The following is a 13,462-nucleotide window of genomic DNA, read 5'->3' as shown; positions in this document are numbered from 1 at the left end:
GAAGTGCTCTTTTTTCAAATACAATTGCGGAATTAAATAGTCTCTGTGAGGCAATAATTAGTCTGGCATGGGTTCATCAAGCACATCGCCAACTTTAGTTAAGTTTTAGTCCAAGGAGCTAAATCATGGAAAAGACAAAAAATCAAAAACTGAATATCAGTTTCACTAGCGATATCGACTTTGCAGACTCCACGGACACAAGAGACAAAGAATCTGGGTCAAAGTCAAAACCCGATAACGGATCGAAGGGTCAGGTATGGGAATTTATTGCACTGGCGACGATTCCGATCGTACTCGTATTTGGCAACTCCATGCTGGTCCCCGTGCTTCCTGAAATGCAAAGGGAACTTGGCATAAGCAAATTTCAAAGTAGTTTGATCATCTCCATCTTCTCCTTAGCAGCAGGTTTATTTATTCCGCTCATCGGATATTTGTCGGATCAATTTGGCCGTAAGATCATTATCGTACCGGCTTTGATTATATATGGAGGAGCCGGAATTCTAGCCGGATTTGGTGCTATATGGGACTCTTATGCCGTGATTATCTCCGCCAGGGCGATTCAGGGGGTTGCGGCCGCGGGAACCGCACCGATTGCCATGGCACTGGTAGGCGATTTATATGATGGCGGGACGGAGAGCAAGGCGCTGGGTCTAATTGAAGCTTCCAATGGATCAGGGAAGGTGCTCAGCCCGATCATCGGTTCCCTGCTAATGCTGATTGTATGGTATGCCTCCTTTTTCGCGTTTCCTGTCTTCTGTGCACTTTCGCTGCTCGCCGTTATTTTTCTGATCAAAGAACCGGGGCACAATCAGAAACAAAAACTAAAGAAATATCTCGGGAAAATCAAAGAGATCTTTAAAGAAAAAGGTCGTTGGCTCATTACTGCTTTTTTTGCAGGTTCACTAGGGCTGTTTATTCTGTTTGGTGTACTTTTTTATTTATCCAACATCCTGGAGGACAAGCCTTACGAAATTGACGGGGTTATGAAAGGGTTAATTTTGGCTATTCCTTTACTGGGGATGGTTATTGCTTCCTACACAATCGGTAGCCTGATTAAGAAAAATGGCCTGCTGATACGTTGGCTAATGAATATTGGTTTAATTGTCATGACGGTTTCACTGGCGGCCGCCCTCTTCTTTATTGATAACATTTACGTATTTATTGGATTGCTGGCAGTTAGCAGTATAGGCACCGGCATGCTTCTTCCCTGCCTGAATACGATCATCACTGGCGCAGTTGAAAAAAGTGAACGCGGGATGATTACGTCTCTTTATAATAGCTTGCGATTTTTGGGGGTTGCTATAGGTCCCCCCCTATTCGGATGGATGATGGATAAATCGGATTATGTTGTGTTTATCACGGTTGCTTCTCTCTCTTTGATTACTTTAGGCTTGGTGTTCTTTTTGATTAAACCTCCCCACCAGATTGGGTAACTGGCATCTTATCATGGTTGAAAAATTGGGCACATGCCCTCAGGTGTGCGCATATGATACCGTGTTAGATTAAACAGATAAATCAAAAAGAATTGAGGAGATCGTGATGAACAGTTCCCTGCGTGCAGTTTGGCCTATGGAGTTATTTGATCCAAGCGGGCTGCGCCAAAATCCCGGATATGAAAAAAAAGAGCGCGATACTTATGAGGTCATGAGCCGAGGGGTTACAATGGTTATTGATAAGGGCCTTGGCAGAAACGCCTTTACGGATATGATGGAAACCGCCTCAGATTACATCGATTATGTAAAATTCGGCTTTGGAACGGCTCCGTTATACAAAACGGATATGCTACTTCATAAGATTAATCTGGCCAAACAACATGGAATCATGGTTATGCCCGGCGGGACCCTGCTGGAGATGGCTGTGCAGCAAGATGTCATTCCAGCATTTTTTAATACCGTATCCAATCTTGGATTTAACGCCATAGAAGTATCCGATGGGACGATCGAACTGTCTCGCAAAAAACGAACGGAATTAATTCAGGAAGGTAAACAACGCGGATTTAAGGTTTTTACGGAGTATGGAAAAAAGCTGTGCGGTTCCCTCATCGACGCCGTAACACTTGCGGAAACGATGGAAATGGATTTGGCCGCAGGTGCGGAGCTTATAACGGTTGAAGCTCGCGAGTTAGGAATGGATGTAGGTATTTACGACAAATATGGTGAATGCCGGGAAGAAGTGATTAACGATATTATTAAATTTGTGCCGGATTCAAGAAAGCTAATTTGGGAGGCGCCTCTTAAACACCAGCAAGCTTCGCTTCTGCGAAAATTTGGCTCAAACGTGCATTTGGGGAATATCGGTCCTGCCGACATTCTTGCACTTGAAACACTGCGCCGTGGTCTTCGTCAGGAAACGTTTGAATTTGGGTTGAGAGAGAAAAAAACTGATGAATTTTGTTACATGATTTAACGATTAACATATTCCAACAAAAAATGTAATCAAGATATGGCCTGTTTAGGATTTCACCCGAATCAGCCCATATATATGTTATAGCTGGATAGCCCTGCTCTTTGAATACAGTATCTCGGCATCACCTTCTGGTGACAAGCATACACTAATGAAACAGGATATGCTTGTATCTCAATCCATGAAGGATGGTTCCGAATGAATGTGCAGATCACAACCGGCCGAAGGAATGGATTTTTCTATCGGCGTTTTATAAAGAAACTTTCCCTTATTACTGTCGGCTCTATCATACAGGGCTTCGCTATGGCAGTGTTTTTGTTCCCCCACTCAATTCCATCCGGAGGTGGTGCGGGGATCGCGGTCCTTTTGAACCATGCATTCGATATACCGATAAGCTTGGGGCTTTGGATAGCGAATTTTATTTTTCTAATCTTAACGGTCCAATATCTTAGTGGTATCACTGCGTTCGGGACGGTCCTTGTTATTACGATAACTTCTGTATCCGTTAATTTCTTCGAGGTATTCGTTGAGTCCCCGTTCGTTAACGTATGGATGGATCTTCTACTAGGATCGGTATTTCTCGGGACAGGCGTCGCCATACTGATGAAGCAACGGGTATCCAACGGAGGGATCGGATATGTTGCCCTCGCGATCTACAAATACAAGAGAATTAAACCTGGCACATCACTGTTCTGGATGAACGGATTCATTTTTGCTCTTACCGCATACGTCATTGATTGGAAAATCATCATCATGGCGGTAGTGTCACAATGGTTGTCTACTCGAATTATCAACTGGATCCTCCATTTCCCTAGGACTGTTACGCTAACTTAATCAAGTCAGCTCGAATCGCTTCGTCGATCGCTCTCTCAAAATGTAAGTTCTTGTCTTCACCTCAGGACAAGAACTTACATTAAATAAAAAAACAAAAAAACGATTTACGACACTTCAAAAGGCTAAGGCAAAAAGCTTATACTCCTCTGCGTCCCCAGCCAAACACTTTGACGTGTACGATGGCTTTGGTTACCCAATGCGAGAGCACATACAACACGATAAACAGAATCAACAACGGCCTAAACAATATCATAGCCACAACCCAGGTGAGCAGCACTTGCCAAGGCTTCATTTTCCGCAAAAATTTGAGCGGCCATAAAAATATTTTAAATAGAACTTCGTTATGCTGAAGCGCCTCTAAAAATTCATCCTGGTACTGTTTGTCATCCGGATCTAAGCGAACGGCATTCCGCATATAAGTCTCCTTTAGTTTGTACTCTCCACGCTCGCCAGCCGCCCAGCCGAGATACATAAACACTTGAGATGATTCTGTATTGTATTTGAGGGCGAGTTTTTCCAACCTGGCAGAATCCTCAAAGTTTTTGAGCACGGCTTCTGTAAAGCTTAACACAGCCAAATAAAGGGATGATTCCGGACGCAATTCAAGTGCATGCGAAAGTGCCGTCTTCGCTTTCTTTGGCATGTTCATCTTGTTAAACAAATTGGCTTGAAGATAATAATAATGAGGCTCATAGGGATCTATTCGTAAGGCTTCCTGCAGAGCTTCTTTGCAAGCCCGATGCTTATTCGTATCGTAGTAAACGCAGACCCGCACGAACCAAGCCAGCTCCTGATGCGGCTCCCGGCTAAGCGCCTGGTTCGACCAATGTAGTGCTTTATCATATTCGTTCATTAAAAGATGAATTCGCGAGATCAGCGCAAAGACATCCGGATCTTCTGGTTCTTGGCTCATTAGCTGCTCAGCTTCCTGCAAAGCTTCTTTATACCGCCTCCATTCGATAAGCTGCTGTGCCTTAGCATAAGCGGCGTAATCATGTACGTTCTCCACCTACTCTTTCCCCCCTGATTCTACTATGACTTTACGCCATGCTTCTTAATGTAATCCAACACGATTTGATAATCGCGATTTACATCACTGAATGTCGCGTAATTCTTTGCTGTAGCAAACCAATCCAGTGTCGTTGCCTTCCGGCCTTTTGCCGATCTCTTTAAATCGTCCTGAGTAATAGGCTGGATCTCACCCTTCTCAAAGGTTCGCTCCATCGCTGATTCTACGGCATCCTTGACTAGCTGCTCCAAATCGGCTCCAGAATAAAATTTCGTCTCTGCGGCAATTTTGGACAGGTTCAGCGAACCCAAAGGCTTGCCGGAAAGCTTTAGATCCAGAATGGTTTGCCGCTCAGCCTCTTCTGGCGGCGGTACAAAAACAAGATGGTTAAATCGCCCGGGACGTCTCAAAGCGGAATCAAGGTACCAGGGCGTATTGGTTGCTCCGATGACAAACACGTTATCGTTCTCCGCCTGCAGACCGTCAAGCTCCAACAATAATTGGTTAACAAGCATGCGGTCATGATGCTGGCGCATTTGATGACGGCTTCCTCCAAGCGCGTCGATTTCATCTATGAAAAGAACGCATGGCTTGCTTTCCCGCGCTTTTTTGAATATATCGTGTAAGTTATGCTCGCTCTGGCCAGCATACATGGAAAGAATGGACTGAAGCTCGACATGAAAAAAATTAGCATCGATCTCGCCTGCTACTGCACGCGCCAAAAACGTCTTGCCGCATCCCGGAGGCCCGAACAAGAGCAAGCTTCCTCCCGCTTCTTTGCCGTATGCGGCAAATACCTCCGGCTGCTTCAGCGGCAATATGAAATTCATTCTGATTTTTTTCTTAACCTCTTTCAGGCCTCCGACGTCGGCAAACGTCTCCTTTGGTTTCTCCGACTCAACAAGCGTTTGATCCTCTTTGCTGAATTGAATGAGCTTTAAATTTTTGCGTCTTTGCTCTGCTAGTTCATCATGGTCCGACATCCTGCTCTCTCCTTCTGTAATGTTTTCTAATTAAGTCTATCACATTCCCATAAATTGGGGAGGTGGCTAAGCAAAAAAGACTATTCATAAGAGTAGCTTTTATAAACCTGTCACATCGGTTGTTTTTTGTATAAAAAACTACTCGGTTAACTAACGAATGTGGCCAAAATTATATATGTCTCCACCGCTGCATGGATGATTTTAGGTCGATTTATTCATAGAAGAATGGTACATTATTTTGGAATTGATAGCGCTGAATGTTCGTGTTCGATATGTATTATGCGTTTAGATATCATATTATTTATATTTTGGGGGGATCGATATGGATAAAAATTCTGTTTATAAACCAAACATTATAGGCTCTGGCGAGGTTGGTTGCGCTACCTCAGTTGATATGGACAAGAATTCCATTTATAAAACAAACAGTTTCTATTGGGATACGCAAGGAAATGACTTCTTAGGAGCAATCGTGCTTCCTTTCTATGGAGCGTTTGTCTCAGAAGAAAAATGTCAGCTTTTTGGCGATGTCTCAGGGAAAAAGATGCTGGAGATCGGTTGTGGAAACGGTCAATCCTTGCAATATCAGTGGGAACGCAAAGCATCTGAACTATGGGCTGTGGATATATCGGAAAAGCAAATTGAAAAGGCAGCGCAACATTTGAAGGCATGCGGTATTTCAGCAAAATTGATCTGTTCTCCTATGGAAGAAGAATGTGGCATACCCGTGGATTATTTTGACTTTGTTTATTCAATTTATGCCATAGGTTGGACCACTGACCTTGAGGGTACTTTTTGCCGGATCGCTTCTTACCTTAAAAAAGACGGCGTATTTATTTTCAGTTGGTCTCACCCTATACACAAATGTGTTGTTGCAGAAAATGATAGGCTTGCTTTTGAAAAATGTTATTTCGATGAATCTTGGTATTCGGTATCTCTTGATGAAGGTACGCTAACCTTATCGGATCGTAAACTATCAACCTATGTGAATGCGCTCTCAAAAGCGGGATTTGTAATCGAGCAAATGATTGAGCAATCTGATGATGAAATTTTGCGGGACGATAACAGCGATTTTGCAAAAAAAGCCAAGATGCTTCCTGTAACTTTGGTAGTCAAAGCAAGAAAGCTATAGTATCCACTATGCTTCAGTTGGTTGCGATTGTTATTCACGAAAGAAGATAACGTCTCTCTGACAGCTCGTCCCCTGCGTCAACCGCCCTTCCCTGCTCACCCGCACCAACACCGGGTGTTTCAATGGAAGGATAGAATTCACTGTACTCAGACCGCTTACCTGTGGGCAGTGAATCCGGAAGCGAGCTGATGCGGCCCCGAGTCCGTCAGCGGACGTGACACCGATGACAAAAAGATGCTCTTTTTCGAACAGCCCTTTGTGGTCGTTAACATACTTTCTATTTCACCGAATTTTGAAATTTCGAACCTGAAATATCTGTTGTATGCAAATCAACTATACCTTTCGTCCACTCTGACATATTTACTTCCTCCGCAGAGCCAATCCCTCATCTCTTTAGTAGCAATTGGCTATTTTAGTGAATCGCAAAATCTCGGGTTCTATTCCAATGGACAGGGCTATTTTACTTAAATACTAAAACGGCCAAACGATTGAAATAATACGCTTGGCCGTTTTCATCTCTATGCATTTTGCGTTAGTAGAGAAAGAAAAGCACGTTATTAATAAGATCAATACTACTTTTTTCATTATATACACCTCCCTTCTTGTTATGGAGTGTCAGTTGAGAAAAAATATGTCATGGTCAGATTAAAAAGTAATATTTTAACTACATATCGAAATAAAGATAATATGCGAATATATTAAATTTCTGAATGAAAAAAAGATGACACCATGGTATTGGCTACTTCGCCGTTTCCTCGTTTATTGGCTACCGTTTGCAAAAAGCTTGCCTAACGGTAAACTAGATATTCGTCTGTTCCTTTCTGTTATAGATTTGAATGATAAAATACCAGAAAGCAAAGCGATTACTGCTTTCATTCTACGGAGGTGTAAATGATCATGTCCAGGTATGCCGATTACAGAAATGCCTTTGAAGGGATTCCAAAGCCATTCGCTTTCCTTGATCTTGATTTGCTTGAGCAGAATATTCGGCATGTCTTAACGCTCTCAGGCTCTAAGCAAATTCGAGTTGCAAGCAAATCGATTCGCTCCCGCGAAGTTCTAAGAAGAATATTAGATTTTGATCCCAAATTTATTGGCGTTATGTGTTATACGGCAACTGAGGCGATCTATTTAACTGAAAATGGCTTTCAAGATTTATTACTCGGCTATCCCATATGGGATACTGAAGCAATTACGAATATTGCCCGTAAGGTGGGTGAAGGCAACCCAATTACTTTAATGGTTGATTCCATAGAGCACGTGGATCACATCGAACGAATTGCCAAGCAAGCAGGCTGCAAACTTCCTCTATGTATCGATCTCGATTTATCCATGGATTTTATGGGATTACATTTTGGTGTGTGGCGCTCACCTGTTCGTACAGTTACAGATGGGATACGTCTCGCAGAACGTATAGCCAGTTCGTCACATGTAACACTTGATGGCATTATGGGATATGAAGCTCAAATTGCAGGGGTTGGCGATGCAAATCCCAGTACGAAGCTGCGGAATCAGCTTGTCCGATATCTCAAACGCAAATCAATCAGGCAATTAACTGCGATCCGTGCAGAATTGATACATGCCCTACATGCAAAGGGTATTGTTCCTAGAATCGTAAATGGCGGGGGAAGCGGCAGTCTAAGCTCGACCTGTACAGAAGAAGTTGTAACTGAGGTATCTGTAGGATCGGCCTTTTACTCGCCTTCATTATTTGACTATTATGAAAATTATAGATTCCAGCCTGCAGCAGGCTATGCAATTGAAATTGTTCGTAGGCCGAAAGCAAATATCTATACATGCCTAGGCGGCGGCTATACAGCCTCTGGTTCAATCGCCCTCGATAAGCAGCCAAAACCCTACTTGCCGGAAGGTTCCAAGCTAATGCCGATGGAAGGTGCGGGCGAAGTACAAACACCTATACTCTATCACGGCTCTGAAAAGCTGCAGCACGGAGATCCAATATTCATGCGCCACAGTAAAGCTGGTGAGTTGTGCGAGAGATTTACAGTGCTGCATATCCTTTCACAAGGCAAGGTAATTCAAACGATGTCAACCTATCGTGGGGAAGGGCGATGCTTTCTATGAGACAAGTAAGCGGCAAGGTATGGAGCAATTGGTCAGGCAGTTCAGTCAGCACACCGGAACGAATCGTATATCCAGCTAATATTGATGAAATTTCGAATGTTGTAAGACAGAGCAACAAGCAAGACAGAAAGGTGCGAATCGTTGGATCTGGGCATTCCTTCACAGCGCTCATACCTACAGACAGCACCTTGATTTCACTTGATGACATGCAAGGCATCCAGCATATTGATAAGGACAATTCAATAGCTCACGTATGGGCTGGAACGAAATTAAAGCTGCTTGGAGAATCCTTGCATTCACTTGGATACGCTCAGGAAAACTTGGGTGATATCAATTTCCAATCGATTGCTGGAGCAGCAAGCACAGGTACGCATGGTACAGGCATTAACTTTGGAAGCATCGCTACACAAGTTGCAGGAATCAATGCTGTCGCTGCTGACGGTTCAATTATCGAATGTGATGCAAATCATAATCCTGAATTGTTTAAGGCCATGCAAGTATCGCTCGGTGTACTTGGTGTTATTGCGCAACTGAGACTACGTGTAGTTCCCGCTTGGAACATGCACTTTGTAAGTAAGCGAATGAATTTTGCGGACTGCTTGAACCAATTGGACACCTTATGCCAAAATAACCGCCATTTTGAATTTTATATATTCCCTTATAGCGACCATACACAAATAAAATTAATGAATCAAACAGAAGAGTTGCCTGATAAAAGCAGCTTTTGGAACCATTTTAATAAAATTGTATTAGAGAACGGCGCCTTCAAGTTAATGTCCGAGGTGAGCCGAATAATCCCTAAATTCTCTCGATCTGTCAGCCGGGTATCTGCAAGATTAGCTCCTGTAATGAAGCAAGTAGGTCACAGCCATAGCATGTTCGCAACGCCGAGGCACGTCAGATTCCATGAAATGGAATACAATATTCCCGCTCAGCATATGCAGGCAGCGCTTGAAGAAGTCCGTGCCTGCATTAACAAGAATCAATTTTCAGTTCATTTCCCGCTCGAGTGTCGTTATGTTAAAGGGGATGATATGTGGCTAAGTCCAGCTTATGGTCGTGATTCGGCATACATCGCCGCCCATATGTACAAGGGAATGCCGTATCATGAATACTTTTCCGAATTAGAGAAGATTTTTCTTAAATACGACGGCCGCCCGCACTGGGGCAAGTTACATACCCTCAAAGCAAAACAACTAGCGGAAAGATATCCTAAATGGGAAGACTTCAACAGATTCAGGAAAGAGCTTGATCCCAAAGGCACTTTTCTGAACAAATATTTGGAAGGAATATTTCAATCTTGATCGATATCAATTCGTCTTTCAAAGAGGACAGATACTTCTCCAGTCTCTTTATATGGAATCGATATACCACAGGGATATGGGCAAGCTCATATTTTTCTTTTAGTCGTTTATGCCAAGACAAAAGAGCAAATAAAAACTGTGAGCAACTAATAAAGTAACCGCTTTCCAGTTAATGACTAGATCTGTAGAGTCATATATAATAAATTGGTAGGCATTAAAAATGGAGGAGGAACATCCTTGGACTCTACTTTGCAAATGTTAAAAGCTCTAACCGACGCCAACGGCGTACCCGGTCACGAAGACGAAGTGCGTGACGTTATGCGGGAGCACATTGCTCCTTACGCTGACGAGGTAACGGTTGATCATCTCGGCAGCTTGATCGCCAAAAAAACGGGTACGGCCCCGGACGGACCTAAAATTATGGTAGCCGGACATTTAGATGAAATCGGTTTCATGGTGACGCGGATCGACGACAAAGGCTTCTTATACTTTCAACCGCTCGGCGGCTGGTGGGAGCAAGTAATGCTGGCGCAGCGTGTGACCGTCATGACGCGAAAGGGGAACATTCCCGGCGTGATTGGCTCGAAACCACCGCATATTTTATCGCCCGAAGCTCGCAAAAATCCTGTTGACAAAAAAGAGATGTTTATCGATATTGGCGCAGAAAGCAAAGAGCAAGCTACGGAGTTCGGCGTTCGCCCGGGCGATTCCATCGTACCGGTTTGCGAATTTACCGTGTTGAAAAATGAAAAAATGCTGATGGCCAAAGCATGGGACAACCGCATCGGCTGTGCCATAGCGATCGATGTGCTGAAGCAATTGAAAGACGTCGAGCATCCGAATACCGTTTACGGCGTTGGCACTGTTCAAGAGGAAGTCGGGTTGCGCGGAGCGAAAACGGCCGCAAATGTTATTCAACCGGATATTGGTTTCTCGGTTGACGTAGGAATCGCTGGCGATACGCCGGGTGTAAGCGAGAAAGAAGCCTTGGCCAAAATGGGCAAAGGCCCGCAAATTCTCATTTATGACGGATCCATGATTTCACACCGCCGTCTGCGCAACTTCGTTACTGACACAGCGGATGAGCTCGGCATTCCTTATCAATTCGACTATGTTGCAGGAGGCGGCACCGATGCAGGCGCCATTCACGTGACAGCCGGTGGCGTACCGTCGCTTGCGATCTCGATTGCAACGCGATATATTCACACGCATGCGGCGATTCTCCACCGCGAGGATTTCGAAAATGCCGTGAAGCTGATCACCGAAGTAATCAAACGATTGGATAAAAACAAAGTGAAGGAGCTTACATTCGGCCAAGGGTAAGGTGCGACTGTACGGCGTCTTCCCTGTTTGACGCTACGTGCAATCCAAGAATTGAACTATCGTACTCCTTCGTAATATGAGTTCAGTCAGTTTTTTCCTTGGGTATAAAATATAGGACGCCAGAACATAAGAAACGCATAGTCGCAGACCATGCGTTTTTTGTGTAATCCTAATGAATCTATGCATTGTTTAAAAACCCGCTTTAAAACCCTTCCCGAAGATTGCGTGTATTCCTTATCTTCTTTACCTATGCCTTATCTAACAAACGTGGATTTGATTGCAAGACGTTTAACCTTTTTATTGATTTATAACGATAGTCACGAGGTTTAGGCCCGAACGCAATACCTCCGTGACGCCAGTGCGGCATACGAATTGAACCCGCTCTAGATCTATCAATTTTATTTTGTTTATAAGGTTTTCTATCTCCACCTCTAACTTCGCCACGAGTTAAAGTCGAGTGTGTCCCACTACGCTTGTTCGCAAGATGGTTAACAACAGCTTCATGCAGCACCGATTCGTTGGGTACAATACCGAAGATGGATTCTTCAAGTTCCATTTCACCCGTGATCTTACCCTCCTGATTATCATCATAAATAATTGGATTTTATTATGAAACGTATAAAAGTGAGCAAAAATAATGATAATCAGTTGTTTTATTAGATTTAGAAAATCAACTTTTTCTTTCTACTCACTTATATTGCAATCGAAGTATTTACGATAACATCCATCACTTCGACCCCCTCCTGGTGCAAATTTAAATGGTTTTACCCAATGGTTCCCTTACATCTACACGATAACAGATTGAAAATTCATGATCTATATACAAAACGATGCTGTAGTATTTTATATTAGTTAAACTTAAAACTATTGCTTCATAACATATAAGTGGCTGACCTGAGTTTCGGATTTCTTTTTTGCATAATAAAAATCCCTTCAAGTAATAGTGCTCGATTTTAGCACACTTGAAGGGAAAAGTAGGTTTTTATTTCTGATATATTATTTTTCTGATAGCATAGGTTGATAAAAAGAATGATTCTGAAAGTTCCTCGACTGAAGCGCCAGATAAATATGCGTGCAGAATAGCATCATTTCTTTTGTTAATCTCTTTTCGTGCGCCAGACAGCTCACCCCAGACTTTATATTCATTTTTTTTTGCTGGAATATAGAGGTATTTCCCTTGGACAAATTCCTGCAATTTTTCAACTAGTTCCTCGGGCAAGACGTCAGAAGCATTAATATATCTCACTTCGACTTACTCCTTGAAAATTATTGTTCAAGCAGCAAACCTTATTTTGATCCATATAGTTGACCGCATGCTGCGTTGATGTCCGATCCAAATTGGGTTCTGACGGTGACATGAATTCCCTTAGACTTCAGGATTTTAAGGAACGTATTTATACGGTTCTGGTCCGACTCTACAAAACTTTGGGGTGTGGCATCAGTGGAATTGTAAGGGATAAGATTGACATGATATAGATGTTCCCATGACCCTCTTCCACGCAACAAATTAACAACGGCTTCAGCATGTTTAGTTGAATCGTTTATTCCCCTTAGAAGTATATAAGCAATGTAGACCTTTCGCTTCGTTTGTTTAATATGCTCATCCAATACGCTCAAAACTTCTTCTAATGGAAAATGATTGTTAATTGGCATTAACTCACTTCTTTGATCATTAAATGGTGAATGAAGGGAGAAAGTTAAATTGATCTGTGGAAACTCCTTCGTCAACTTTTTTACTCCAGGTAATAAACCTATTGTAGAAACTGTAATTCTTCGATGACCTAAACCGAAAAGTTTAGGATCCGTCAGCACATGAAATGCATCGAATACATATGGGTTTGCAAGTGCCTCTCCCATCCCCATAAAGGACACACTGTCCAAAGGGTAGTTATTCAAAATAAAGTAAAGAAGTTGATCTGTTATTTCATCCGTTGTGAGATTCCTTTTCAAACCGAGTGTTCCCGTAGCGCAAAATGTACAACCAAATCCGCAACCACACTGCGAAGAGATACAATATGATTCCCACCCAGTTTTATAACTTAACCTTACGGACTCAATGTATTCATCACCAGGGATGGCAAACAGAATTTTGCTAACTTGGTTGGACTTCTGCTCCATTTTTGGTGTGATGCTTAACACATTGTTACCAAGCTCTCTGATTAATTCATTTCGTAATTGCTTAGGCAAGTTGTTCATTGCTTCGAAATTTCCGATCTTGTTCTTGAAGATTGCTTCTGTTATTTGCGAATATCTATAATTAGGTTGTTTTAAAGCCGATAAGATCTTACGAATTTTCTCATACTTAGATAAATGCTTCATATCTATCTCCCTTTAAACGGAGAAAACGCAAAAAAACACCAGTTTACCGGTGCTTTTTTGCGTACATTAACCT

General features: G+C 42.7%; 12 protein-coding genes. 7 read left to right on the top strand and 5 right to left on the bottom strand.

Annotation, left to right across the window (positions count from 1 at the left end):
- Positions 1 to 125 precede the first annotated feature (125 nt).
- The 3 genes from C8268_RS10400 to C8268_RS10390 all read left to right on the top strand — a co-directional run bounded on the left by C8268_RS10400 (position 126) and on the right by C8268_RS10390 (position 3,237).
- Positions 126 to 1,433, top strand: coding sequence for an MFS transporter (locus C8268_RS10400; protein WP_106767593.1), 1,308 nt, complete (start codon positions 126 to 128; stop codon positions 1,431 to 1,433).
- A gap of 106 nt (positions 1,434 to 1,539) precedes the next feature.
- Positions 1,540 to 2,406: a phosphosulfolactate synthase gene (gene comA, locus C8268_RS10395; protein ID WP_106767592.1), complete on the top strand. Its 867-nt coding sequence runs from the start codon at positions 1,540 to 1,542 to the stop codon at positions 2,404 to 2,406.
- A gap of 195 nt (positions 2,407 to 2,601) precedes the next feature.
- Complete coding sequence (locus C8268_RS10390) at positions 2,602 to 3,237, top strand: YitT family protein (protein WP_106767591.1); 636 nt, start codon at positions 2,602 to 2,604, stop codon at positions 3,235 to 3,237.
- 136 nt (positions 3,238 to 3,373) lie between these two features.
- On the opposite strand, the gene C8268_RS10385 is transcribed toward C8268_RS10390, so the two are convergent.
- Both C8268_RS10385 and C8268_RS10380 read right to left on the bottom strand, forming a co-directional pair.
- On the bottom strand, positions 3,374 to 4,246 hold the full coding sequence (locus C8268_RS10385; RefSeq protein ID WP_106767590.1) for a tetratricopeptide repeat protein: 873 nt from the start codon (positions 4,244 to 4,246) through the stop codon (positions 3,374 to 3,376).
- A gap of 23 nt (positions 4,247 to 4,269) precedes the next feature.
- A complete protein-coding gene (locus tag C8268_RS10380; RefSeq protein WP_106767589.1) occupies positions 4,270 to 5,229 on the bottom strand; it encodes an ATP-binding protein in 960 nt (319 codons plus the stop codon).
- A 322-nt stretch (positions 5,230 to 5,551) separates the two neighbouring features.
- Between C8268_RS10380 and C8268_RS10375 the strand changes: the two genes are divergently transcribed.
- From C8268_RS10375 to C8268_RS10360, 4 genes are all read left to right on the top strand, one after another.
- Positions 5,552 to 6,358 (top strand): class I SAM-dependent methyltransferase, encoded by an 807-nt coding sequence (locus C8268_RS10375; RefSeq protein WP_106767588.1) that lies wholly within the window; start codon positions 5,552 to 5,554, stop codon positions 6,356 to 6,358.
- 897 nt (positions 6,359 to 7,255) lie between these two features.
- The gene (locus C8268_RS10370) at positions 7,256 to 8,443 is read left to right on the top strand and encodes an amino acid deaminase/aldolase (RefSeq protein ID WP_106769909.1); all 1,188 of its coding nucleotides are present in this window, start codon (positions 7,256 to 7,258) and stop codon (positions 8,441 to 8,443) included.
- A complete protein-coding gene (locus C8268_RS10365; protein WP_106769908.1) occupies positions 8,440 to 9,747 on the top strand; it encodes a D-arabinono-1,4-lactone oxidase in 1,308 nt (435 codons plus the stop codon). The genes C8268_RS10370 and C8268_RS10365 overlap by 4 nt, the downstream gene beginning before the upstream one ends.
- Before the next feature lie 255 nt (positions 9,748 to 10,002).
- Positions 10,003 to 11,070, top strand: coding sequence for a M42 family metallopeptidase (locus C8268_RS10360; protein ID WP_106769907.1), 1,068 nt, complete (start codon positions 10,003 to 10,005; stop codon positions 11,068 to 11,070).
- A gap of 247 nt (positions 11,071 to 11,317) precedes the next feature.
- Here C8268_RS10360 and rplD read toward each other — a convergent pair whose 3' ends face one another.
- The 3 genes from rplD to C8268_RS10345 all read right to left on the bottom strand — a co-directional run bounded on the left by rplD (position 11,318) and on the right by C8268_RS10345 (position 13,389).
- Positions 11,318 to 11,626, bottom strand: coding sequence for a 50S ribosomal protein L4 (rplD, locus tag C8268_RS10355; protein ID WP_420094242.1), 309 nt, complete (start codon positions 11,624 to 11,626; stop codon positions 11,318 to 11,320).
- Positions 11,627 to 12,052: 426 nt separating this feature from the next.
- Positions 12,053 to 12,316 (bottom strand): CD3324 family protein, encoded by a 264-nt coding sequence (locus C8268_RS10350; RefSeq protein ID WP_106767587.1) that lies wholly within the window; start codon positions 12,314 to 12,316, stop codon positions 12,053 to 12,055.
- 41 nt (positions 12,317 to 12,357) lie between these two features.
- Entirely contained in the window at positions 12,358 to 13,389 is a 1,032-nt protein-coding gene (locus C8268_RS10345) for a Cfr family 23S rRNA (adenine(2503)-C(8))-methyltransferase (RefSeq protein WP_106767586.1), read from the bottom strand.
- Positions 13,390 to 13,462: the final 73 nt, after the last annotated feature.

Origin of the sequence: Paenibacillus faecalis, assembly GCF_900289175.1 — a bacterium.
Lineage (GTDB): Bacteria > Bacillota > Bacilli > Paenibacillales > Paenibacillaceae > Paenibacillus_AQ > Paenibacillus_AQ faecalis.
This window is presented reverse-complemented; position numbering and strand designations above follow the sequence as displayed.